The following is a 21,694-nucleotide window of genomic DNA, read 5'->3' as shown; positions in this document are numbered from 1 at the left end:
GGCCTGGTAGGCGTTGACGATGTTGTTGCGGGAGGCCAGCGTCCGCGGGTGGTTGGGGCCCAGGATCCGTTCTCGGTCGGTCAGCGTCCGCTGGTGCAGGTGGATGGCGTCGTCGTGCCGGCCGGCGGCCTGGTAGGCGTTGGCGAGGTTGTTGCGGGAGGCCAGCGTGTCGGGATCGTCCGCGCCCAGGACCCGTTCCCGGTCGGTCAGCGTCCGCTCGTACAGGCCGATGGCCTCCTTCAGGCGGCCCGCCGTCTGGTAGGCGTTGGCGAGGTTGTTATGGGAGGCCAGCGTCTCGAGGTGGTTGGGGCCGCGGATCCGTTCCCGGTCGGCCAGCGTCTGCTTGTGCAGGCGGATGGCGTCGTCGTGCCGGCCCGCCTCCTGGTAGGCGTTGGCGAGGTTGTTGCAGGAGGCCAGCGTCTCGGGAGCGTCCGCTCCCAGGACCCGTTTCCGGTCGGTCAGCGTCCGTTCGTGCAGGCTGATGGCCTCCTTCAGCCGGCCCGCCTCCTGGTAGGCGTTGGCGAGGTTGTTGCGGGAGGCCAGCGTGTCGGGGTGGTTGGGACCGCGGACCTTCTCCCGGACGGCCAGCGTCCGTTCGTGCAGGCCGATGGCCTCCTTCAGCCGGCCCGCCGCCCGGTAGGCGTCAGCGAGGTTGTTGCAGGAGGTCAGCGTGTCGGGATGGTTGGGGCCCAGGACCAGCGTCCACTCGGCCAGCGCCCGTTGGGACAGCGGGATCGCGAGTGCGAACTGCCCCTCCTGCCGGAGGTAGACCGCGGCGCGGTCACACAACCATGCCGAGTCGTCTCCCGCGCTGTCGCCGCCGCGGTCGAGAACGGTGCGAACATGCGGCAGCAGGGCACGCCACCTGGGCCAGACCTGCGGGTTGCGGGCGACATCGCCGGGCAGGTTGGCTCGGAACAGCCGAAGCAGGGTGGCCGTGTGCGCCTTCTGCCGATCCGACGGCAGCCGGTGACGGGTGGTGGCCTGCACCAGCCGGTGCACGTCCACCGTGTCCTGATCCCGGCGGGCCAGGCTGTACCCGACCAGCGCCCCGACCGTGTGCGCCCACACCGCCCGACTGGCGGCCGCGTTCTTCAGCGGCCCGTCGTCGAACCCTGCCGGATCCCCGAACAGATCGAGGGGGATCGTCTCCGGGGCGCACAGCGCCCACAGTTCCAACAGTTCCACCGCGGCCGGGCACTCATCGCGCAGCCGGCGCACGGACAGCTCCCACAGCACCGCGACGGTGACCCCCGGCCGATCGGCCACCTCCCCTTCCGCGAGCATGTCGCCGAGATACTTGGCGAGGAGTTCGGCGTACTCCTCTGGTGGGGTGCCGGTCTGGTCGAGATAGCCGGCGGCCTGCTCGACCGCCAACGGCAGGTCCCCCAGCAGGTCGCAGATCTGATCCGCGACCGTCGGATCCAGCGCTGGGAACCGGTCGGTGAGGATGCGCATCGCTTCGGCCCGTGGCAGCAGCGGCACGGTGACCGTTGCGCCGAGAGCGGTGAAGCCCCGCCGCCGAGAGGTCACCAGCAGCCGGCCCGCCCCTGGTGACGGGCGAAGCCCCTTGATCGTCTTGACCGTTTCGGGGTCGTCGGCGTTGTCGAACACCAGCAGCGACCGCGGCCGGCGTGCCCACGCCGCCACCACCGCGGCCGGTTCCGCATCCTGGGACAGGCCCACCATCGAGGCCAACCCCGCCAGATACCCGCCGACCAGCTCCGGCTGCTCGGCCGGTACCCAGCCCACCCGGTCGAAAGCGTCGGCATACCGGTGGATGTACTCGACCGCGAGCGCAGTCTTCCCGACCCCACCCATTCCCTCCAGCACGGTCACCGCCACCGACCCCGTCGCCGCCAGTCGGTCATGTATCTGAGTGAGCAGCGATTCACGGCCGACGAAGTTCGCCAGCCGGGCCGGTACGTTCCACATCGCCGGCAGATCCGGCGGGAACACCGGAGCGCCCACCGCCACCTCCGTACCGGCCGGGCCGCCGGGGAAGTCCGGTTCTGTAGCCGGCTTTCCCCGCCTGCCCGCGGCAGCGGCGAGCACCGCGCGGCGTGCCACGTCCTTTCGGATACCGAACAGGTCAACCATGACCACCTGGGCGAGCAGACCCGGCCGCGGGCACTGCTCGATCCGGAACACCAACAGCTTCCGCGCCTGACCCGATGGGTCCGCCCGCCACGCCTCCTGCCACTCCGGTGCCGTGAACGCCGACTCCAGATAGGCCGCCGACAGTACCGCCACCGTCCGGGTGGCCCGCGCGGTCGCCTGCTGCACCTCTTCCACGAAGTGCGCTCCCGCGCGGAAATCCCAGGCCTGGATCACCACCCGGTAATCGGCGTCTTCCAACACCCAGGCGATCCACTCGGCCCACGCCCGGTCTCCCCCTGTATACGACACGAAGAAGTCCGGGTCGGTAGCCTCGTCGCCTCCCCTGGTCACCTCTCCAGCATGCCACTACCACCCACCGCACAAGCCGCGGGCTGTCGCCTGGCCGACCAGCCATCGACGCGGGCGGATGAACCACGGAAGATTTTCACAATCCGTCGGCTGTGGGTTCGGGTCCACTCGTCCCACCACTCTGCGTTGTTAACCGTATGGCCGTCGCGAATACGTTTGCTCTATTGGCTGGGGCGATCCGCGCGGTGAAGAACGGACAGGTTCCTGGCAGGAGTTTGTGAACCGGGCCCGTACGCCCGACAGCAGGCGATCATGTCAACCGTAAAAGTCCAGTTCGCAGGCTGAAACCCGGATTTCGGAGTCCGCACGTATCCCCGTCATGCCTGGCGTCCCCGCCATGCGGACTGACCTGGACCGCATCGACTTCGAGGTGTAGCGTCAATACGATTTTTACCCGCCCGGAATGATCAGCGGGTGATGAGCGGCGAGTCAGTGTACGGGCGCTCGTGGTCGATCCGGGAGTAGCCGTGACCACAGGGGATTCGAGTCTGCGGCACCAGCGCAGCACGCTTGAGCGGGAGTGGGCGAGGTGGATCACGACGCGCCAGGACAGCGCCGTGCTGCGACCGCTCGTCGCGCAGTCCTGGGCTCGCTCGGTGCGCGTCGTGGACCCGGCGCGGGACAGCGCGCCCTCGGCTGAGGACCTGGATCCCGCGGCCATCTGGCGGGACTCCCCGCTGCGTGAACCGATACGTGAGCTCGGCGACGAACTGCGCGCCATCGCCGACGACGCCGGGTTCATCGTCGGGGTCACCGACGAGTCCGGCGGGATGTTGTGGACCTGCGGTGGGCGGGTGATGCGGCGGCGAGCCGAGCGGGTCAACTTCGCGCCGGGCAGCCGGTGGGATGAGCGGGCGATGGGCACCAACGCGATGTCACTCGTGCTTCACTACGGGCGGCCGGCCAGCGTGTTCTCCGCCGAGCATCTGGTTGAGGCGCTCCACGAATGGTCGTGCTGGTCGGCGCCGATCCGCGACCCCAACGGGCAGACGCTCGGCGTGCTGGATCTCTCCACCACCTGGAACCGTTCGCACCCACTTGCCATGTCCACCGTACGGACGCTGGTAACCGCGATCGAGTCGCGGCTGCGTCCCTCCGGGTCGGTCACGGCCGCCACGTCCGGGGTGCGGCTGCGTTGCCTCGGCAGCGGCACGGCGCTGTGCGACGGTGTGCCTCTGCGGTTGCCGCCGCGCCAGCTGGAGATCCTCACGCTGCTCGCGCTGGAGGCGGACGGCTTCTCTCCGGAGGGGCTGCGCGCGGCCCTGTACGGTGATCAGCAGATCACCGCCACCACTCTCAAGGCCGAGGTGTCCCACCTGCGTCGGACCCTCGGCGGAGCGCTGACGAACCGCCGGTACGCGCTGACCGCGCCGATCTCCTGCGACGCTGCCGACGTACTCGTCGCCCTTGCTGACGGGGACGCTCCTGCCGCTGTGCGCCGCTACACGGCGCCGCTGCTACCGCACTCGGAAGCACCGGGTATCACGATGTGGCGCGAGCACCTCGCGGTGGCCGTGCGGGAGGCGGTGCTGGCTTCCGAGCAGGCGGAGCTCGCTCTGTTCTATGGCCAGCGTCATCCCTTCGACGCGCAGGTCCATGAGTACGCACACCGACTGCTGCCGCCGCACGACGCGCGCCGGGGCATCGCCGCTGCCCGGCTTCAGGCCGCGTTGCGCGAGTGAGCGACCGCTCCCACTGACATCGGTTCATCCCAGCTGACACCGGTTCCATCCCAGCTGGGCGTGGTTTCCCGATCGGACGACGACTTCCGAAACATGCCAGGGCAGCCGGCCGTCGCCACCAACCTTTCGCCAACCTCACGTGTGCAGGGTGCTCTACATCACACATTGACCACCCGATGACGGTGGACGACATCGGCCAGGAGCGCACCCATGGCATACACCCCGCCAGGCGCCGAGGGCAGCATCGTTCAGTTCGCCCAGCGCTACGAGAACTTCATCGGTGGCACGTGGGTGCCCCCGACCGAGGGCCGCTACTTCGCCAATCCCTCACCGGTCAACGGTCAGGTGTTCTGTGAGGTCGCCCGCTCCAGTGCCGCGGACATCGACCTCGCCCTGGACGCCGCGCACGCCGCCGCGGCGAAGTGGGGCCGGACATCGGTGACCGAACGCGCCAACATCCTCAACCGGATCGCGGATCGGATCGAGCAGAACCTGGAGAAGCTCGCGGTCGCCGAGACCTGGGACAACGGCAAGCCGGTCCGCGAGACGCTGGCCGCCGACCTGCCGCTCGCGGTGGACCACTTCCGGTACTTCGCGGGGGCGGTGCGAGCCCAGGAGGGCAGCATCGGAGAGATCGACGCGGACACGGTCGCCTATCACTTCCAGGAACCGCTTGGCGTGGTCGGTCAGATCATCCCGTGGAACTTCCCCATCCTGATGGCCGCGTGGAAGCTCGCACCCGCGCTGGCAGCCGGCAACTGTGTGGTGATCAAGCCTGCCGAGCAGACTCCGGCCAGCCTGCTGCTTGTGGTCGAGCTGATCGCCGACCTCCTGCCGCCGGGGGTGCTGAACGTGGTCAACGGCTTCGGCGTCGAGGCGGGCAAGCCGCTGGCCTCGAGCGGCCGGGTCGCCAAGATCGCGTTCACCGGTGAAACCACCACCGGGCGACTGATCATGCAGTACGCCAGCGAGAACATCATCCCGGTGACCCTTGAGCTGGGCGGCAAGAGCCCGAACATCTTCCTGCCGGACGTGCTGGCCGCCGACGACGACTTCCTGGACAAGGCCGTCGAGGGTTTCGTCCTGTTCGCGTTGAACCAGGGTGAAGTATGCACCTGCCCGTCCCGCGCGCTGATCGCCTCCTCGATCTACGACGAGTTCATTGGCCGCTGCATCGAGCGGACCAGGGCGATCGTGGGCGGCGACCCGCTCGATCCCGCCACCATGATCGGCGCTCAGGCCAGCAACGATCAGTACGAGAAGATCCTTTCCTATATCGACATCGGCATCAGGGAGGGCGCCGAGATCCTCACCGGCGGCAGCCCCCGCAAGGTCGACGGCCTCGAGGGCGGCTACTACGTCGAGCCGACAGTCTTCCGGGGCACCAACGACATGCGGATCTTCCAGGAGGAGATCTTCGGTCCGGTCGTGTCGGTGACCACGTACGACTCGCCGGACGAGGCGCTCAAGCTGGCCAACGACACGCTCTACGGTCTCGGTGCCGGGGTGTGGAGCCGGGACATCAACACCGCGTACCGGTTCGGCCGGGAAATCAGGGCCGGTCGGGTATGGGTGAGCAACTATCACTCCTATCCCGCGCACGCGGCGTTCGGTGGGTACAAGAAGTCCGGGATCGGCCGGGAAACCCACCGGATGATGCTGGACCACTACCAGCAGACCAAGAACCTGCTGGTCAGTTACTCGCCGAAGAAGCTCGGCTTCTTCTGATGGACCTCGTCGGCCAGGGAGACGGCCGGGGGAGGCGCACCGAGCGCGTGCGGCTCACCCCGGCCGCGGAGGAAGTCCTGCGCGTACTGGTCGACACGCACGGCCCGGTGATGTTCCACCAGTCCGGGGGCTGCTGCGATGGCAGCGCCCCGATGTGCTACCCGCGCGGCGAGTTCCGCGTCGGCGGCGCCGACGTGCTGCTTGGCCGGGTTGCCTGTGACACCCCGTTCTGGATGAGCGCCGACCAGTACCGCTACTGGCAGCACACCCACCTCACGGTGGACGTGGTGCCTGGCAGGGGCAGCGGGTTCTCCCTCGAAGCGCCGCTGGGTGTGCGCTTCCTGCTGCGCTCGAGGCTGTTCACCGACGCCGAGTCCGAACAGGTCCGCGCCGAAGCGTCGCTGCCCACCGGCGCGGACGTGCCGGTGGCCGGGCAGTGAAACCGCCCGTGGTCCACTGACAGGGTGGACGGTCCGAATGGCGGCTTCCTGACCGCGGAAGATGTCTGTCAGGCACTGTGCGCAGCGCCCGTACCGGCGGGCAGCATTGTCGGCTTCGCCCCGGGAACCGTCCCGGGAAAGCCCGGCCTGTACGCCTGGTGGGCTGTTCCAGGGGCGCTTCCGGGAATACCGAGACCGGCTCATCCTTCCCTGCCCCTTGGGTTGCTGTACGTCGGCATCGCGAAGGTCGGCCTCCGGCAACGCGTCGTGGGGCAGCATCTCGGCGCGAACACCGGTTCCTCCACCTTCCGTTTCACGCTCGCGGCACACCTTGTGGCCGATGGTCAACTGACTCCGTACAGGAGGGCGAAGAAGGTCCTGCTGCCGCCGGCACAGCTTGACTGGCTTCTCCGCTGGCAGGTTTCGCACCTGTCCGTCTCCTGGATAACCAGGGAGGAACCAGCAGCGGTCGAGACTGCTGTGATCGGCGCTATGAGACCGCCGCTCAACAGCGACGACAACGGAGACCATCCCTACCGGCAGCCGCTGCGCGACATCCGCGCCGCCTTCCGGCTCAGGGCGACGGATGGCCGCAGCGCCGGCGAGTAGCGGTCGCTGGACATCCACATCTCGGGCGGCCGACGGTTGCCGCTCACAGCAACGTGAACGGACGCCGGCGGACGACCACGAACAGACGGCAGGTCCGTCGACTCGAGCTGACGAAAAACGGTGAATCTTCACGAACGCCACAAACGTGACTGTTCGCTGAAGTTACCCCGGTTTCGTTCACGGGCAGGGTTGTGAACGGCTGCGGATTCCTAACGGAAGGGACCATGTCGATCATGGCCTCTTCTTGGCCGGGCCGGTTTCGGTATGGATTCCCGTAAACCCTATCGGGATAGTAGGCTTTGTCTACATCACATGCAGAGGGGGTCACGATGACCGCCACCCGTACCGCGCCTTACGAGGTCCGCCAGGCCAGCCCCGTTCTCGGCGCCGAGATCGTCGGCGTCGACCTGGCCAACGGCGTCGACGACGCCACCGCCGAAGCCCTGCGCGACGACTTCTGGAAGTACAAGGTGCTGGTCCTTCGCGACCAGCACCTGTCGCCAGACGCGCATGTAGAGGCTGTACGGATCTTCGACGAGCCGTTCGACCACCCCAAGTGGCTGTACCGCCATGAGGACAACCGGCTGGTGTACGTCTTCAACCTCGAGAAGGCCGGCGGGGCCGCGAGGTGGCACATCGGCGGTATCTGGCGGAACCCGCCGTTCACCATCGAGTCGCTGACCTATCAGGTGGTGCCGGAGATCGGCGGTCGCACACTGTGGGCCGATCTGCAGGCCGCGTACGACGGCCTGTCCGAGCCGTTCAGGCGGCTGCTGGAATCGGTCAGCGCCGTGTACAGCGACTACCCCGGGGACGGGACCTACGACCGACCGCCGGCGACCGGGGTCATCGAGCACCCGGTGGTGCGCACACACCGCCACACCGGCCGCAAGGGGCTCTTCCTCAGCTCGTCCTTGCTGCCGACGTAGTAGTAGAGGGGCGCGGTCGGTGTCCAGAGCCTCCGCGGCGTCGCGGAGGGTGGCTGTGAACCCGCGCTCCTTGAAGACGTGGGCGGCCGTCTGGATGATCTCCTTGCGTCGCGCAATCTAGCTGGCGCTGCCGTCCTGGAGGGCGGCCTTGCGCCGTGCTTCGATGCCGCTGTTGGCCATGCATCCAGTAACCTCCGGCGGGGCGGCTCCCTGGTAAGGAGCGGCGGCGGTGTCGGCGCAACAGAGGATGGCTCTGGACGAAGGTAGCACCGGCTGGTCATCGACGCCGCGGCGGCCTTTGGGACCCAGGCGATCACCGTCCTGGGCGGGTGCGGATGAACGCGGATGAACAAGGCCCGAGCGTCGGTCGCGACATCACGTCTCGAAGCGTTTCTGGTCGCGGAACGGCAACGTGGTGGCTTTACTCCTCGTCCCAGCGCTGCTGGTGGGGGATGGCCTCGCGGGCGACGAACTTCCGGGCGACGGCTCGGAAGTCCTCGTGGTCCTGCCCGTAGAGCGTGCGCTCCACCGTGGAACTCCTCGGTCGGGGTGTTCGATCGGAACAGAAAAATCTTGTTTACCGATCGCTAAAAAGGCGGAGGTGGACGGTAGGACCGGCGGAGTGGAGGGCCAATCCGCTGCGGCCAGAAAACTTCCGCACGTTTATTTCGATCATGCCTTCTAGCTGTTCAGCAGGCATATCTTGGCTACTGGTACCGGGATCGCCGCAGCTTGACGAACGCGGCCGTCGGAGCCTAGCGTGCCTGTTTATCGATCGATAAATAAATGATCGTGGTTTGCGTGAGGGATCGTGAAGGTCCAGGGGAGGGGCGACAGCGAACGGGTCGCCCCGACCGGTGAAAGGAGCGCAGGATGAGCGACGCTGTGATCGTCGATGTGGTACGGACCGCGTCCGGTAAGGGCAAGCCGGGCGGGGCGCTGTCCGCCGTTCACCCGGTGGACCTGCTCGCGGGCGTGCTCCAGGCGCTCATCGAACGCACCGGCCTCGACCCCGCCCTGGTCGACGACGTCATCGGCGGCTGCGTCTCGCAGGCCGGCGAGCAGGCGGTCAACATCACCCGTAGCGCGCTGCTCGCTGCCGGGCTGCCCGAGTCGGTGCCCGGTACCACCGTCGACCGTCAGTGCGGCTCCAGTCAGCAGGCGGTGCACTTCGCCGCCCAGGGCGTGCTCGCGGGCGCCTACGACGTGGTCATCGCCTGCGGTGTGGAGTCGATGAGCCGGGTGCCGATGGGCTACCCGGCTCAGGGGCAGGACACCACCGGGACGCTGCTGGGCCAGCGCTACCCCGAGGGCCTGGTCCCGCAGGGGGTGTCCGCCGAACTGATCGCCGCCCGCTGGAAGCTGGAACGCCAGGAACTGGACGCCTTCTCGGCCCGTTCCCACCAGTTGGCCGCGGCCACCGCCGCCGGCGGCGGTTTCGACCGGGAGATCGTGCCCGTGGGCGACCACCGGGTGGACGAGACCGTCCGTCCCGGCACCACCGTGGCGGGGCTGGCCGGGCTGAAGCCGGCCTTCCTCGGCGTCCCCTCGGCGGCGCGCTTCCCGGAGATCGGCTGGCACATCACCCCGGGCAACTCCTCCCCGCTCACCGACGCGGCCTCGGCCACCCTGATCGTCAGCGCCCGGGCCGCCGACCGGCTGGGCCTGCGTCCCCGGGCCCGGTTCCACGCCTTCGCCGTCACCGGTTCGGACCCGGTGCTGATGCTCACCGGCGTCATCCCGGCCACGCAGAAGATCCTCGCCCGCGCCGGGCTGTCCATCGACGACATCGACGCCTACGAGGTCAACGAGGCGTTCGCGCCCGTCCCGCTGGTGTGGCAGCGCGAGCTGGCCGCCGACCCGGAGCGGCTGAACCCCCGCGGCGGCGCGATCGCGCTCGGCCACGCCCTGGGCGCCTCCGGCGTCCGGCTGCTCGCCACCCTGGTCAACCATCTCGAGGCGACCGGCGGCCGGTACGGTCTGCAGACCATGTGCGAAGGCGGTGGGATGGCCAACGCCACCATCATCGAACGCCTGTAAACGCCTGTAAACGCCTGTAAACGCCTGTAAACGCCTGTAAACGCCTGTAAACGCCTGTAAACGCCTGTAAACGCCTGTAGGCGAATGGAACGCTGCCGGGAGAACGAAGGGCTACCGGGGGCGCAAGCGTCGCGATCACGTTTCTTTCGTGCCGGTGGGCGGCAGGCCCACCGGCACGCCAGGGAAAGACCGCACTCTGTGGGAGGAAAGCTCCGTGAACATCGAAGGCAGTGTCGCGTTCATCACCGGCGGGGCCTCCGGTCTGGGCCTGGCCACCGCGCACCGGCTGCTGGACGCCGGCGCGTTCGTCGCCCTGGCGGACCTGCCGTCCTCCGACGGCGCGGCCGTGGCCGCCAAGCTCGGGGACCGCGCCGTCTTCACCCCCGCCGACGTCACCAGCGAACAGGACGTCACCGCCGCCCTCGACACCGCCGGGCGACTCGGGCCGATACGCGTCGCGGTCAACTGCGCCGGCGTCGGTACCCCGGGCCGGGTGCTGGGCAAGGACGGCCCGCTCCCGCTGGAGCTGTTCGCCCGCGTCGTCCAGATCAACCTGATCGGCACCTTCAACGTCATCCGGCTGGCCGCCGCCCGCATCGCCGCCCACGACCCCGTCGACGGCGAACGCGGTGTCATCGTCAACACCGCGTCGGTGGCCGCCTACGACGGCCAGATCGGCCAGGCCGCCTACTCCGCGTCCAAGGGCGGCGTCGTCGGCCTGACCCTGCCTGTCGCCCGCGACCTCGCGGGCAGGCAGATCCGGGTGGTCACCATCGCCCCCGGCCTGTTCGAGACCCCGATGCTGGCCACGCTGCCGGAGGAGGCCCGTAACTCCCTGGGTGCGCAGGTACCGCACCCCAGCCGGCTCGGCCGTCCCGAGGAGTACGCTGCCCTCGTCCAGCACATCGTGGACAATCCCATGCTCAACGGTGAGGTCATCCGCCTGGACGGCGCCATCCGCATGGCCCCCCGATGACTGCCCTGGTGATTCCTTGAGGAGTCCCGCGTGAACACGGCACCGGATGCGGCCGCCGGTGCCGCGAAGCGGTGGCGCGAATACCCGCCGCTGAACCTGCACCCGGTGCTCAGGCACGCCATGGAGGCGTTCAACGAGCACGGCTACCACGGCACGTCGGTACGCGACATCGCCCGCCGGGTCGGGGTGACCGTCCCGGCGCTGTACTACCACTACGAAAACAAGCAGGTCCTGCTGGTCACCCTGATCGAGACCTCCATCCGCGACGTTCTCGACCGCTGCCGGGCCGCGGTGGCCGAGGCCGGCGACGAACCGGTGGCCCGCTTCTCGGCCATGGTCGAGTGCGTCGTGCTCTACATGACCAACCGCCGTGGGCTGGCCTTCCTCGACACCGAGATCCGTAGTCTCGAACCGGAGAACCGGGCCCGGTATATCGCGCTGCGTGACTATCTGGAGCACATGTTGCTCGACGCGGTCGAGGCGGGTGTCGCCCAGGGGGCCTTCACCACCCCCATCCCGGCCGACGCCAGCCGGGCGGTCCTGACCATGTGCCAGAGCGTGGCCACCTGGTACTCCCCGGACGGGCCGCTGCCGCCGGAGGCGATCGCCGAACGCTACGTCCTGCTCTGCCTGAGCACGGTCGGCCACACCGGTGACCGCACCCTCGGGCCGGGCCCGCCGGCCGGCGCCCAGCGCGGCCGCCCGCGGGCGGTCACCGGCACCCGCAACGCTTTCCGGTGACCGGGGAAACCCCAGTCGCGGAGATCGACGTAAAATGCGACCCGCGTCGCCTGGTGGGGTCCTGGATGTTCGTCGGGGCTGGCTGCGGCCCCTTTGTTTTCCCTCGGCTGGTGGAGGGAGTGCATCCCTCCGGGGGAGGCTTCGCTCCCGTGACGCCTCTTAACGTCCGGAGTGACGGTCGTCATATTTGTGATGGCCGTAACGGCTCCGGCTAAGGAGGTCCTCGTTGGGACGCATGCCGCAGGACGTGGTGTCACACGAACTCGATCTGCTCTGGCAGTCGATCTTCACCTGGGTGAGCTGGGCCCTCGTACTCGGTATGATCGCGGTCGCGATCTATCTGTGGCGCAGGGAGCGGACGCCGTTCTATCTCTGCGCGCTGCTCGCGGCGGGCGTCGGGGCGTTCGCCGAGCCGCTGTACGACGTCGCCTTCGACCTGTGGTTCTTCGACGCGGACAGCGCCGGCCACCCCGGCGCGATGTGGTCGCACTTCAGCGCCTTCGGGGTCGTGCAGCCCAACTGGTCACACAGCGGCTACATCATCCTGTACGCCGCCGTCGCGCTGTACGCGGGGCGGCGGATGTACGAGGGCCGTCTGAGCCACAAGGGGCTGTTCGCGATCTGGGGGGCGGAGATCCTCACCTCGTGCGTCTTCGAGACGATCGGTACCGGCGTCGACGTCTACACCTACTACGGCCCCTACGAGCTGCGGATCTGGAACTACCCGGCCGTGATCGGCGTGCTCGAGGGCACCCAGACGGTCCTGTTCACGGTCCTGGCCGTGCAGATCTGGCGGCGCGTCTCCAGCCCGTGGGGTCTGACCTCGCTGTTCGCCGCCTTCCCGGTCACGATGTTCGGGGCGAACTTCGGCATCGGCAGCCCCGTCATCATCGCGCTGCACCTGGACGGCGAGGACTTCTCCCGCGGGCTCGTGTGGGCCGCGACCTTCCTCACGATCGGCCTCTGCGTGCTGGCCATCCACGGCGCGTCGAAGTTCCTTCCTCGGCCCCGCGGGATCGCCGAGCCCGACGGCCTGCCCGTCCCGCCACGCGAGCGCGCACTGCTGGTGTGACCTGACCGTGGGTGACCTGACCGTGGGTGACCTGGCCGTGGGTGACCTGGCCGTGGTGTGACCGCGTCCACCGCCCGGAGGGGCCCGGCCCGGGTCAGCGCCCCTCCGGGCCTGACGAGACCGGCATCGTCAGAGTTACTACCGCAGAACTGATCTGCCCTGGCGGAGTCGCCTGTGTGACGAGCTTGCTACCTGCCGGAATTTCGGCCCTGCCCAAGGCGTACGCGTCCGGCGGGGCGTTCCCCGTCCTGCCTGAATGGTTGATCCATCTCGGTGCTCGGACCGCTGTTGTCGTAATGGAAAGACCTGCCGTGCTCGCGGCCTTTCTTCTCGGTATCGCGAATTCCCCGGACGTGCCTGTAGCCGTCCCGGTTTCGTTCAACGGATGAACGGATGAACGGAGGACCGGCGGCGGGCGCTGGGACGGGCGAAGCTGGCAGAAGCTGACGAAAGCTACCGGGGGCCTTCAGCGAACTGCTGGGAAAATCATGCGTCGCCATGACCAGCTGATTCCGCCGGCCGTATCAGCTTCGGCCTCGCGGAAAAATGGCGCTGCCGTCGAATCCGGGTGATTCACCCCTTGTTGATGCCTGTCTTCGGATTTGGGGTCTTCTGCTCGCCTGCGGCGGTCGCGTTGACGACAGGAACAGCTACGGGGTCACTGGCCGTGGTGTCATGCGCTCCGCTCCCACATGGCGTTCCGCTGCGGAGGGTCCCCATGACATCGGCTTACCCTGTGACCTGGTGGAACGTCGAGGTCCTGCGCGACGGGGGGAACTCCCCGCGGCGCGACGAGAAGCCCGCCCGGGCGCCCGGCGAATCGATCGTGAGCCAGGCTCCCGCGCTACGTGACCGGGAGATCGGCCAGTTGGTGTCGGTGCCCTCACGGACGAACGCTGGCGCTGGCTCTGGCCCGCTGGTTATTTGTCCCGAATTACCGGATGTCCGTGCGGCGGAGAACGAGTTCGTCGGGCGGGGACTCCCCTCGGGGCCGATGCCGGTATGAGGTTCACCGACCGGACGCTGCTGCGTTTCCTCGACGCCGCCGAACTCGGCGCGCTCCTGCCGCCGAGGACGGGCCGGGCGCTCCTCGACGCGGCATACGACTTCGACGACCTCGCCGTCGGCGACGTTTCGGGGGTGAGCGCACGCCTCGTCGCGCTCGCCCCGGCACTCGCGCCGGAGCTGCCGGTCACCGTGACGGCCCGGCCCCTCGGCGGCGGACAGGAATGGCAGGTGACCGGCTCGTGGCAGTCCGCGGCCGCGCCGACGGTGCACGCCGTCCTCGACGTCACGGTGACCGCGGCGACGCGCGGCGTCCGGACCGACGTCACGGCGGTCGAGGTCGAGCCGCTCACCGGGCTGCAGGCACAGATCGAGGCCGCGGTCGACCTCGACGCGGCGCTCGACGCGATCGCCGCGCACGTCACCGACGCCCCCCGGGACGCGGTGGCGCAGGTGCTCCGGCGCCGCGGCCTGACCACCCTCGACGCCGTCCGGGACGCCTTCGGCCCGGCCCGGCAGACGAGCCGACTCGTCCTCACGCTCGTCAGCGACGCGACCGGCGCCGACGTCGAGCGGCCCTACCGGCTCACCATCCTCGCCCACGCCGTCGAGGACCTCGGCACCGGCCTGCTCGACGCGGTGGCGACGCTCGCGGCGGCCCGCCTCGGGCTCGACGCCGTCGCGGACCCGCCGGCCCGCCCGCCCGGTGTCACCGTCCGAGAGGGTCGCCCCGGCCTCGTGATCTTCCCCGCGGCCGCGCTCGACGACGCGGACCTGCCGGTCGTCGCGGGCGAGCGGCCCGCCGACGACGCGGCCCGCCGCGCGAGCCGGCTGTCCGAGCTCACCTCCCGGCTGCGCAGCAGCGGGATCGTCCCGGTCGTGATCTGACCGCCGGCCTCGAAGGAGAACCATGAGCGTCCCCACCGCCGAGTACCCGTACGTCAAGGTCACGATCGACACCAGCGGCCTGCAGCCGACGGCGACCCGCGCCTTCGGCAACGTCGCCGTCGTCGGGTCGGCCGGCGGCTTCGGCACCGCCGTGCCGAACACACCGGTCCTGGTCGGCAGCGAGGCCGAGGCCCGCACCCTCTTCGCGGACGTCGACCAGACCACCGGGGCGATCGCGAACAAGGGGCAGGCCGCCGGCCCGCTCTACCGGTCGATACGGGAGGTGCTCCTACAGCGCCCGGGCGCGTCCCGGGTGTACGCGGTCGCGACCGACGACTCGGGCGGTGGCCCGAACTGGGCGGCGGCACTTGCGACGATCGCGACCGCGCCGGTCCAGCTGGTCAGCCTCGCCCGGGTCACCGACCCGGCAACGCTCGCACTGCTGAAGACCCATGTCGAGAACGCCAGCGGCGCCGGCGCCAGGCGGATCGGCGTCGCGATGGTCGACCCCGACCTGGCGGTGGGCAACGGCCAGACGTTCGCGGACGCCGCGGACGCCGCGTACGGCGGGCTGAAGAACGGCGAGGGCCGGCTGGTGCTCGTCGCCGCGCGGGTGGCGACGGCCGGTGGCGTCCCGGTCAGCGACGTCGCGGCGTGCGCGATGGCGACGATCGCGGGGTACCAGCCGCACATCAGCGTGCTGCTCAAGCAGGTTGCCGGCGTCGAGATCCCGCTGCCGCAGCAGTTCACCGGCACCGAGGTCGCCCAGCTCGCCGAGAAGGCGATACTTCCGCTCCTCGACCCGGAGTACATCGCCGGCGAGGGGGTCTTCCTCGGCTCCGGGCGCTCGTACAACCCGGTCGACCCGTCGCGCCTGTACGTCGACGTCGTCCGCGTCCTCGACGACCTCGAGTTCCGGCTCAGGGGCGGCCTCATCGGCGCGATCGGGAACGTCCGCATCGACCGGCTCGGCATGGAGGGCCTGCGCGGCAGGTTCGACGCGATCCTCGAACCGCTGCGGTCGGCCCGGGTCATCGACGGCTACACCGTCGACATCCCGGTGCTGCCGATCCTCGAGACCGAGGAGGCGGACCGCTCACCCGGAGCGAAGACGGTGCTGACGTCGACCAGGACCAGCCGGGCGGTCGACGTCATCGTCACGGTGGCGTACGCCGGCTCCGTCCACTTCCTCGACATCAAGCTCGCGCTGACCGTCTGACCGTCTGACCGTCTGACCGCCTGACCGCCTGACCGCCTGACCGCCTGACCGCGTTCCTCCGGACGCATCGACCGAGCCCTCCCCGAGCCGACGGGCCCGCCGGTGGGCTCACGACCGAAAGGCAGCACCGATGGCCACGTGGACCAAGACCCGGTTGGCGGTGGTCGTCGACGGTGACACCGCGCACCCGCTGACGCCGATCGACTCCTTCTCACCGACGTTCGCGCTCAACACCGAGGTCGTGCACTCGATCGAGGCGACCCACGTCGGCTGGATCGCCAACCCCGACAGCTTCACGTTCTCGTTGTCCGTCAAGGCGATCGGCGGGGCCTCGGCGAGGCTCACCCAGCTGGCCCTCGAGGGCAGGGAGTTCTCCATCGGCCTGTACAAGCAGACCGGCAGCGCCGACGAGTGGGACTTCTCGACGCTCGTGCTGACGAAGTGCCTCATCACGTCGGCGTCCCCGTCGAACGCGACCGTCAGCGGCGCCCCGGTGGCGACGTTCTCCGGTATCAGCCGGCACGTCGACGTCACCCCGAAGAACGGTCCGGCCATCGCCCGGCCGACGTTCACCGCCTGATGGAAGGGCATGTGGAGGGCTGGGGGCGGGTCGACCCGGACGCGCTCGCGCGGGACGACACCGGCGCCGACCCGCTCGGCGGCCGCGTGGAACGGACCGGCATCGCCCTCGTCCGCCGCGGCGAGACGGTGACCGCGGAGGGTGACGGTGCGGCCGTCGTGCGGCCCGGCCAGGGTGCCGCGCCGCCCGGCGTCGTGCTCGAGATCCCGGTGACGGTCGAGATCGGCCCGACCGTCGAGGAGATCACCGAGGCGGCCGCGGAGCTCGCGCTCCGCCGGCTGCGGGAAGCGCTCGCCGCCCGGGCGCTGGGCTGACCGGGCAACCGGCACCGTCCGGCCCAGCCGGACGGACGGCACGGACGGCACGGACGCGGGGACATGGGGACTACGGGAACGCGGAAAGGAGGAGACGACGATGACGGCACCGACCGAACGGTCGAGGCGGCCTGCGACGGACGGGACGGCGAGCGCGTACGGTCCCCGGCTGCGCCTGCCGGTCAGCGTCCGGGTCACCCCGGACGCCACGGGCTGGGTGTCCGCGGAGGCGGTCCGGGCCGGGGTCGCGGACGCCGTCGCCGCCGCCTGCGCGCGCTTCCCGCTGTCGGTGCTCGGCATCCGGCCGGGTGACGTGACGACCGTCGCCGTCGGCGCGGCCCCGTCCGAAGCCGGCCCGCGGGTCCCCGAGACGCTGCTCGCGGCGGCCGAGCGGGGCGCGACCGACGGCGCGGCCCGCGCCGGTTTCCGTTCCCGAGCCACGGCCCGCGGCCCGGCGCGGGTGGACGACCCGCCCGCCGAGCCGTTCGACCCGTCCCGGATCCGGTACACGCCGACCGGCACGACCTACGAGATCCCGTTCTTCGACGGCGGGACGACCCGGGTGCCGCTGCGGGACGACGCGAACCGGCGGGAGCCGTGGCTGCCGCCGGCCGGGGTTGCCGTAAGCGTCGAGGAGGCCGTTCGGATCGCCTGGCGGTGGCACCTCTACCGGCACGGTGGGCCGGCGCTCGACCGGGAGCTTCCCGGATACCACGGCTTCATCCGGACGACGAGCGGGGCGTTCCTCCGCTTCCTGTTCCTCACCCGGGTCGACGCCGTCGGCGCCGACGGCATGCCGCTGCCCGGCCGCTACCGGCATGTCATGACAGTCGACAGCGGCGGCGAGTACGGCGGGATCGTCTTCTTCGCGAACAGCCCCAGGACCGCGTCACTGCCCTCCGGGCTCGGCACCGGGCAGGGCGAACTGTCCTTCGGTGAGGGGGCGGACACGATTCCCATCGTCTTCGCGCGCCAGCCGTTCCCCGAGGCCCTGCTGAAGGCCGGCGGCGGCGCGGGAGTCGGCTACATCGCCGCGCCGGGCGAGCAGGGCAGCCCCACCGCGCGGGACGACGTCGTCCCGCCCGACGACGAGCCGTCGGCCCTCGACGTCGCCGACATCCCGCGGTCCGACACCGGGACCCGGCGTGCCTGGCCCGGGGCGCCGGAAGCGCTCAGGGCACCGCTCGTCTGCCGTTCCTACCTCGTCGAGCCGAAGCTGTCCGACCTTGTCGACACCCGCAACCTCGTCGGCCGGATGCGTGCGCTCGCCGCCGCGCTCGCCATTCCCGAGTGCGGGTACGCCGGCATGTTCGCGCTGCACTGCGCCACCGCGATCAGCGGCCGGGCCAGGGGCGTCGCCGCCGCGAGCATCGCGTCCGGCGCGACGACCGAAGTGACCGTGCGCCCGGACGCCACCGGCAACAACGGCTTCGTCCACCTCACGCCGTCGCCGACGCCGGAGCTGCACTGGCTGCGCCGGCTCGCCGGCCTGGCCCGCGAGGTCGACATCTTCGCGGGGGACGTTGTCTCGACCTACCTCGACGCCGCCAACGCCCGGCTCGTCGGGATCGCCGACGGCGACCCGCCGAACGCCGCCGGCTGGGCGATCCGGTTCATCGGCGACCTCGCGGACGCGCTCCGCTTCGGCTACGAGAACGTCTTCGCCGAGACCTGCCGGTCGATCATGCTCCAGCAGCTGCGCAGCTCGCGCGCGGGCATCACGGCCCGGCAGCGGAAGCAGAACTTCGACGCCCTCGTCGAGGACATCGGCAGCAAGATCGAAAAACTCGGTGACCTCGTCCTGTGGCCGACGGTGCTGCTTCGGGCGATCGAGTACGCCGGGTCCGTCGGCCGGTCCGCCGGGACGGTCCGCGAGATCCTCTCGATCCACCGGGTCCGGCGCACCCGGGACGACTACTACGAGCTGCCCGCGCCGATCGAGAGCACCCCGCGCCGCATCCTCGACCTCGTCGGCGACGACCGCGTCGAGGAACGCGGCGGCGAGCGGGTCGCCGTCCACGACGGCCGCGCCTGGACCGCCGACCAGCTACGGGAGACGATCAACCAGCGCCGGCGGCTGCTCAACATGAGCGACCCGCTCTTCTACCAGGTGCCGGACCTGCAGACGATCGCCTTCCGCCGCGAGCTCGACCGCGGCTACCTCGAGCGGTACCTGCGCACGCTGCTCGCGGACATGCTCGCCGCGAACGAGCGGATGACCGGCGAGGCGACCGATCTCCAAGACGGGGCCCACTTCGCGCTGGCGGCGTCGAAGTACGCCGAACGCGAGGGGGGCCGGGACTGGCGGGGGCTGCGGTACACGCTCCAGGGCATCCACCAGCTCGCGGACGACGTCCTCGCGCCCGAGGTCCACGGGCTGCGGCTCTACGCGGCCGGGGTCGACCAGGCCATCGACCACAAGGCGGCCAGGGACAAGCTCCTTCAGTTCGCGTCCACCTTCGGGATCATCCTCCTCGGCCTGTTCTGCGCACCGCTGGGAGCCGTCGCCGCCGCCGCGATCACGGGCGCGGTCAGCATCGGTTTCGCCGTCCACGACGTCCTCGACGCCCAGCGGGAGACCGACCTCTACCACGCGCTGGAGGACCCCGAACTCTTCCAGCACTGGCAGGACGTCCAGCTCGACCAGCTGATGGCCGCGATCTCCGTCGCGTTCTCCGTCTTCGACGCCGCCGCGGTCGGCAAGGGCGCGCGGACGTTGACATCCGCCGCTCTCGAAGGGCTCAGGGTCGCGGAGAAGCAGGGCGCGCGGACCGCCGTCCGGCTCGCCGCGGCGGAGGTCCGCGAACGCGTCCTCAAGGGCCTCACCGAGGAGATGATCCAGCACGCCGTGCGCCAGGCCGTGCACGAGGCGGCCGTCGTCGCGGTGATGAACGAACTGCTGCCGCACGTCATCACACCCGTCCTCGTGCCGTGGATCCGCCGCCAGGCACAGGAGCACGGCACCGCCGCCGAGGTCGACGCCGCGCTCGGCCCGCTCGCCACCGGAGGCACACCGTGACGATCAGTGCCGGAGGCACACCATGACGATCAGTGCCGAATCCCTGCGGCCCGGGCTCGCGCGGCTCGCCCGCGAGCAGGCGCCGACGATGACACGGCTGCGCGAGGCGCTCGAGATCCTCTACCGCGACCGCGGGGACGGCCGTACCGCCGACGAGATTCTTCAGATCGTCCTGCTCTCCGTCGCCCGCGCCCACGAGCGTCGCACCCAGGGGGCGCTCGACAGCCTCAACCGAGCCCTCGGACGGATCCTGGGGGACGTCGAGGCCACCAGGCGGACCGGTGGGGCGCCGGCGACGCTGCGCGAACGCCCGCTGCGCGAGGCGGACCTGGCGGTCATCGCGGACGCCACGGAGGATCTGATGCGCTTCGAGGACGCGGTGAAGCGCCAGATCGCCGAGCACGACGAAGCGCTCAGCCACGCGGTCGCGGACGCGCTGCCGAGAACCGGGCCCGCTCCCGTGGTCCCGTTGCGCGGCGCGCTGTCGCTCGGGGAGGAGGTGCGGTCACAGGCCCGCCAGACGCTCGCGGCCTGGGCGGCGGGACGGACGGTTCCGGAACGCGGCGTCTCGTACGTCGTCAGCGACCCGAAGGCGCTGGCCCCGGCGATGGAACGGCTGCTGCGCGCGCTCGAGGCGTACCGCCGCAACCCCGGCCGGGACGCCGCCTCGGCGGCCGAGGCAGCCGCCCGGCTCCAGCGGGAGTGGGCGAGCGCGAACGAGGCGCTGCGGCAGGCGGCCGGCGACTTCGACGTCGTCGTCCACGGCGACGTCCTGCCCGGGCGGGCCCTGCCGCCAGGAGCGGCGCCGCCAGGAACACCGCACCCGGGAGCGGCATCGCGGGTCGGCGCGAGCGCCGAGGCCACGGCGCGGGCGGAGGGGATCCGGACCCGGCTCGCAGCCACCCCGTCCATCGCCGACCTGCCCCGCGCGCAACTGCTCGACGAGCTGCGGCTCGGCGGCCTCGACGTCATCGCCGAGGGCTCGCTGCGGGAGCCGATCGCCCGCGCCGGGTTGGAAAGGGCGCAGCTGAGCCCCGCGCAGATCGCCGCCCTGAAGACCGTGCCGCCGCGGCTTGCCACCCGGCTCGCGAAGCTCCTCGAGCGGTGGCAGCGCGCGCACCTCGTCGGCCCGGGCTTCGGCACCGAGCTCGTCGAGGGGATCATGCTCGCCCCCGAGGGCGTCAACCAGCTCGTCCAGAACAGGGGGTTCGAGGACGCGCTGCGCCGCGCGCACGGGCTCGGCGCGGACGTCCCGCTGACCGCCCGGGCGAAGGGCCGACGCCTGGCCATCCCGTTGCGGGACGGGGCCACCGAGGTGGTCGACGTCCTGGAGTCGGTGCACTACGAGATCCCGCGCGAGGGCCGGGAGCCGATCCGCTTCGACATCACCGTCAGCCCCGACGGGAGCTGGTCGGCCACCCATCACGGCAGCCTCGACGGGTACTGGCCCGCCGACGTCCCGCTGGCGGGCACCCGATGAGCGACCGGTCCTTCGTCGAGGAGTTCCTGCACCTGCCGTCGGCGACACTGCTCGCGCTGCCGCTCGCCGTCCCGCTCTTCGCGGTGAGCCGAATGTCGCTCAGCGAGTCGTACGTGCTGCCCCCCGTGGGGGCCGCGGCGTTCCGGGCGGCGACGACGGCGTCGATCGACACCGTCTCGCTGTCCGCGCTGCTCGTCGGGCCGCAGCGGCTGCTGTGGAAGAAGGACCTCGAGACCGTCGCCGCGGCGAGCCGGACCGGGGCGTCGCTCGGGTTCCTCCCGGACGGCATCACCCTGGTCAGCACCCTCGTCACCCGCACCCACATGCAGGTCACCGAGCTGTCCTTCACCGCCGCCGCGCAGCGGATCGACTGTATCGAGGTGAGCGTGACGTTGCGGCACGTCCCGAAGCCCGGCCCCCTCGACGCGCTCGTCGACCTCGGCGCGACCGCCGTGCTCTCCGCCGTGGAGTTCCTGACATGACCCTGCCCGCTTTGCCCACCC

The 21,694-nt window shown here is 70.5% G+C and carries 18 protein-coding genes; 17 read left to right on the top strand and 1 reads right to left on the bottom strand.

Translation table 11 applies throughout. From position 1 onward, the window contains the following. A partial coding sequence (gene fxsT / locus CM1CMNOD_RS16175; protein ID WP_131774065.1) for an FxSxx-COOH system tetratricopeptide repeat protein occupies positions 1-2,451 on the bottom strand: 2,451 nt, incomplete at its 3' end. A 485-nt stretch (positions 2,452-2,936) separates the two neighbouring features. On the opposite strand from fxsT, the gene CM1CMNOD_RS16170 reads away from it, so the two are divergent. From CM1CMNOD_RS16170 to CM1CMNOD_RS16090, 17 genes are all read left to right on the top strand, one after another. Further along, positions 2,937-4,151: a helix-turn-helix domain-containing protein gene (locus CM1CMNOD_RS16170; RefSeq protein ID WP_013874666.1), complete on the top strand. Its 1,215-nt coding sequence runs from the start codon at positions 2,937-2,939 to the stop codon at positions 4,149-4,151. 210 nt (positions 4,152-4,361) lie between these two features. Then, the gene (gene exaC / locus CM1CMNOD_RS16165; protein WP_013874665.1) at positions 4,362-5,879 is read left to right on the top strand and encodes an acetaldehyde dehydrogenase ExaC; all 1,518 of its coding nucleotides are present in this window, start codon (positions 4,362-4,364) and stop codon (positions 5,877-5,879) included. Next, positions 5,879-6,319 (top strand): DUF779 domain-containing protein, encoded by a 441-nt coding sequence (locus CM1CMNOD_RS16160; protein ID WP_013874664.1) that lies wholly within the window; start codon positions 5,879-5,881, stop codon positions 6,317-6,319. Before exaC ends, CM1CMNOD_RS16160 begins: the two co-directional genes overlap by 1 nt. Before the next feature lie 24 nt (positions 6,320-6,343). Beyond that, positions 6,344-6,928, top strand: a complete 585-nt coding sequence (locus CM1CMNOD_RS16155) for a GIY-YIG nuclease family protein (protein ID WP_013874663.1) — start codon at positions 6,344-6,346, stop codon at positions 6,926-6,928. Positions 6,929-7,257: 329 nt separating this feature from the next. Next, a complete protein-coding gene (locus CM1CMNOD_RS16150) occupies positions 7,258-7,857 on the top strand; it encodes a TauD/TfdA dioxygenase family protein (RefSeq protein ID WP_013874662.1) in 600 nt (199 codons plus the stop codon). An 873-nt stretch (positions 7,858-8,730) separates the two neighbouring features. Next, positions 8,731-9,897 carry a thiolase family protein gene (locus tag CM1CMNOD_RS16145; RefSeq protein WP_013874660.1) on the top strand — a complete coding sequence of 389 codons (1,167 nt, stop codon included), beginning with the start codon at positions 8,731-8,733 and terminating at the stop codon, positions 9,895-9,897. Between the two features lie 214 nt (positions 9,898-10,111). Beyond that, the gene (locus CM1CMNOD_RS16140; RefSeq protein ID WP_013874659.1) at positions 10,112-10,873 is read left to right on the top strand and encodes a 3-hydroxyacyl-CoA dehydrogenase; all 762 of its coding nucleotides are present in this window, start codon (positions 10,112-10,114) and stop codon (positions 10,871-10,873) included. 30 nt (positions 10,874-10,903) lie between these two features. Further along, positions 10,904-11,614, top strand: a complete 711-nt coding sequence (locus CM1CMNOD_RS16135) for a TetR/AcrR family transcriptional regulator (RefSeq protein ID WP_013874658.1) — start codon at positions 10,904-10,906, stop codon at positions 11,612-11,614. 226 nt (positions 11,615-11,840) lie between these two features. After that, entirely contained in the window at positions 11,841-12,686 is an 846-nt protein-coding gene (locus CM1CMNOD_RS16130; protein WP_013874657.1) for a hypothetical protein, read from the top strand. Positions 12,687-13,404: 718 nt separating this feature from the next. Then, the gene (locus tag CM1CMNOD_RS16125) at positions 13,405-13,692 is read left to right on the top strand and encodes a hypothetical protein (protein WP_013874655.1); all 288 of its coding nucleotides are present in this window, start codon (positions 13,405-13,407) and stop codon (positions 13,690-13,692) included. Next, positions 13,689-14,579, top strand: a complete 891-nt coding sequence (locus CM1CMNOD_RS16120) for a hypothetical protein (protein ID WP_013874654.1) — start codon at positions 13,689-13,691, stop codon at positions 14,577-14,579. Before CM1CMNOD_RS16125 ends, CM1CMNOD_RS16120 begins: the two co-directional genes overlap by 4 nt. Positions 14,580-14,601: 22 nt before the next feature. Continuing rightward, complete coding sequence (locus tag CM1CMNOD_RS16115; RefSeq protein ID WP_013874653.1) at positions 14,602-15,798, top strand: hypothetical protein; 1,197 nt, start codon at positions 14,602-14,604, stop codon at positions 15,796-15,798. Between the two features lie 130 nt (positions 15,799-15,928). Next, positions 15,929-16,378, top strand: a complete 450-nt coding sequence (locus CM1CMNOD_RS16110; protein ID WP_013874652.1) for a hypothetical protein — start codon at positions 15,929-15,931, stop codon at positions 16,376-16,378. Further along, positions 16,378-16,692 (top strand): hypothetical protein, encoded by a 315-nt coding sequence (locus CM1CMNOD_RS16105; RefSeq protein WP_013874651.1) that lies wholly within the window; start codon positions 16,378-16,380, stop codon positions 16,690-16,692. Before CM1CMNOD_RS16110 ends, CM1CMNOD_RS16105 begins: the two co-directional genes overlap by 1 nt. Positions 16,693-16,792: 100 nt before the next feature. Further along, entirely contained in the window at positions 16,793-19,711 is a 2,919-nt protein-coding gene (locus CM1CMNOD_RS16100; protein WP_013874650.1) for a hypothetical protein, read from the top strand. A gap of 22 nt (positions 19,712-19,733) precedes the next feature. Continuing rightward, positions 19,734-21,191 carry a polymorphic toxin type 4 domain-containing protein gene (locus tag CM1CMNOD_RS16095; protein WP_013874649.1) on the top strand — a complete coding sequence of 486 codons (1,458 nt, stop codon included), beginning with the start codon at positions 19,734-19,736 and terminating at the stop codon, positions 21,189-21,191. Beyond that, a complete protein-coding gene (locus CM1CMNOD_RS16090; protein WP_013874648.1) occupies positions 21,188-21,673 on the top strand; it encodes a hypothetical protein in 486 nt (161 codons plus the stop codon). The genes CM1CMNOD_RS16095 and CM1CMNOD_RS16090 overlap by 4 nt, the downstream gene beginning before the upstream one ends. The last annotated feature ends 21 nt before the right edge of the window (positions 21,674-21,694 follow it).

Origin of the sequence: Protofrankia symbiont of Coriaria myrtifolia, assembly GCF_900634755.1 — a bacterium.
GTDB lineage: Bacteria > Actinomycetota > Actinomycetes > Frankiales > Frankiaceae > Protofrankia > Protofrankia coriariae.
This window is presented reverse-complemented; position numbering and strand designations above follow the sequence as displayed.